This window comes from Endozoicomonas sp. SESOKO2 (assembly GCF_024606245.1).
In the GTDB taxonomy this organism is placed as follows: Bacteria; Pseudomonadota; Gammaproteobacteria; order Pseudomonadales; family Endozoicomonadaceae; genus Endozoicomonas_A.
Window position 1 is genome coordinate 1 of record NZ_JAHHPQ010000223.1, and the last position, 1,118, is coordinate 1,118.

At 42.8% G+C, this 1,118-nt stretch carries 1 protein-coding gene; it reads left to right on the top strand.

All coding sequences use genetic code 11. The annotated features are described in order from the left end of the window. A partial coding sequence (locus tag KDK17_RS05625; RefSeq protein WP_257287550.1) for a hypothetical protein occupies positions 1 to 950 on the top strand: 950 nt, incomplete at its 5' end. Between the last annotated feature and the right edge of the window lie 168 nt (positions 951 to 1,118).

A 1,118-nucleotide genomic window follows, 5' to 3' on the forward strand; every position in this document is an offset into this window, starting at 1 on the left:
TCACCACAAAGCTGATGAAAGAACACCCTGATGCATGGTTTACTAAAGCACTCCAAAAACCATTAAGTGCTTATAACATCAGCATCCCGTTAGCCTGTGAGAGATCAACTCGCTATATTACCAGCAAGGTAAATCAACTGCATGATAAAGGGCGAAGTCTTCAGGTTAAACTGGCTTTCAGGGACGATGGCAGTATTGCTCCAATCCCCATTTACAACTCTGATAATGCCTGGTTCCCCAAAAACCTTAATGAGACAGTCCATCGCTCCGATTCTGACGATAGAGCTCCCGGGGAAGCAATAGTCTGCCGTCATTTCGCCTGGGCTTATGCCAAAAAGGTGTTTGGTCGGGGGAAAGAAACGTTTAAAAGAATAGACGACTCAGAAAAAGTACTGAAAACCTTTGAAAATACAGCTCCTTTTCCATACGAAAGTGCACACTTTCATCAATATCAATTTGTAGACCGCTCAATGACTCATAGCTCCTCTTTTGCTGATGGATATTATTTCCTTGAGGGAAAGTTTTCTGAGGCCATTGAAGGGCTGGTGAAAAAGTATTGGAATATGTCAGCTGGCGATGAAAAGAACTTTTATTTTCGTACATCATTAGGAGATGTTAAAGCAGTTGGCCATGCAATGGCCTTGAGATTGAAGAAACAGGATGAATGCATGAAGGTTATTTTTTACGATCCTAACGCTACACTCATGCACAGAACATTCCTTCTCTCGGAACCAGACTTGGCTGCACAGATTACCGGCGAAGACCTTCAAGCCAGCTTCTTCTCTCATGGAGCACTCATTAATATTGATGATTGGAAGAAATTTTCTGAAGAATGTGATGTTCAGTTCTTTGGTGCCCCAGCCCATGTGATGAGAAATCATATACGTATTGCACCCGGGCATTATGATGATCCCGAAAGAGTGCAGTGGCAATTGGGGGCGGACATTTGATAAATCATCCTATAGCAAATGGATCATGGAAATTAAAAAAAAGAGTGGAGGATCACGTAATGGATCAAATTAAACTGGGTGCTCAGTCGGCACTTTCACATTCATGGCACAGGCATTCAGAATCCTTGATGCCAGTCAGGGCCGTAACATCCCTTGTTAATGGCATCA